This is a genomic window from Komagataeibacter xylinus NBRC 15237, assembly GCF_001571345.1.
In the GTDB taxonomy this organism is placed as follows: Bacteria; Pseudomonadota; Alphaproteobacteria; order Acetobacterales; family Acetobacteraceae; genus Komagataeibacter; species Komagataeibacter xylinus.
Map to the genome: position 1 here is coordinate 1 of NZ_BCTP01000120.1, position 1,465 is coordinate 1,465.

Below are 1,465 nucleotides of genomic sequence, written 5' to 3' on the forward strand. Positions count from 1 at the left end.
ACTTGCGTTACGATAGCTGTAAGTCAGGCTCGTTTTATACATGAATTTTGGGTATCCGACCTGGTGCTTGCCCACCAGACTGACATAACTCCCTTCGTAATTTATTCCTCCATTATAAACGGCATCGCTGTAACTGAAGCTGTTGAAAAACTCCAGTCCGTGGAACGGACGGATCGTTAGCCCCGTATCCACACCATTTATTGTTTCATGACCAGCATTGGAGAACGTATTTACGGGCTGGAAAATTGATCCGCTATCCGTGTTCACAAGCCGATTGTAATAATCTGTATGATAAAAATCTGCCGTTGCTGTAATTATTGGTGACGAGTATCGATATCCTACAACATAATCCCAGACGCGCTCAGGCCTGAGGGACTGTTTGTTGGCATCAAACTGCGCCTGTCCCTGAACCGCCCACGCGCCACCACTCGATACGTTCCACGGAGCATAGGTGTAAGCACGCATATTTTCAGATATATCGATATAAAATTCATTATGTTTCAGGAAATTATAGTTTAGTGCAAAATGGGGAAGAAACGCGTTAGCCGCTGTCAGGTCACCTCGCGGAATAGAGGAAACCCCTGTGTAGGCTGCATTGTTAATTTTACCACCGCCATGGGTCGTCTGCAGCAGTGACTTGAAGCCTGCCATGAGGCTAAGATTGGGAAGTACGTAATATTTATCCTGAAGAAAAAACTGGAAAGTGTTCGTATTGTATTCATCATCAAATTCGGTCGTGTAAGGATTAACAAACCCGCTGATCGGGCTGAGGGGCTTGCCCGTGGTGGACAAGGGCTCGGCGTAGAGCCTGTCAGGAAACGAAAAGCTGTTATTTTCATACCAGAAACCGGTATCAATATGATTTTTATTGATTTCGTAATTAAATGACTGAACACCACCGATCCGTCGGATCATCGTATGCCCGACCATCTGGCTCATCGGTGCACCGTTAGGAGCAGCAAAGTCCTGACTGGCTTCATAGTCGCCACTGGATTCATGCGAATAGAGAATAGTTTTTTCTATCAGGTTATGCGCAAGCTTAAATTCTGCCGTTATGGCGGAAAGGTAGTTGCGCTGGACCTGAGCAGCATCATCATATGTTGCATTCTGCTCGTCACTTGAATTGCCAAGAACCTGATATCCAGCCGGATAAATTCCTTGCGCCGCCAGAGAAGACTGACCGTAATTAGGATATAGAAAATCAATACTTGTACCCATTTTCTTAATCATATTCAAGTCTTCGGTCATATAATTATATTGGGTAAAGTCAGACCAATCAAATATTGCTGATATTTTTCCTATATCCTTGACTGGCTGGACCAGTTTAAAATTGGCCTGTAACTCGTCCTGATTACCATATCCTTTCCACTTATTATTATCCGTTCGGGCAAATGCGGCATAGAACTTCGTTCCTGTAGAATTCAGTTTACCACTGTCAAAGCGACCAAAAGTACGAAACGTGGAG

1 protein-coding gene is annotated in these 1,465 nt (G+C 44.4%); it reads right to left on the reverse strand.

Annotated features, from left to right (window positions below):
* Positions 1–1,465 (reverse strand): TonB-dependent receptor domain-containing protein (locus tag GXY01S_RS17800; protein ID WP_082770975.1); only part of this gene is annotated, 1,465 nt, incomplete at both ends.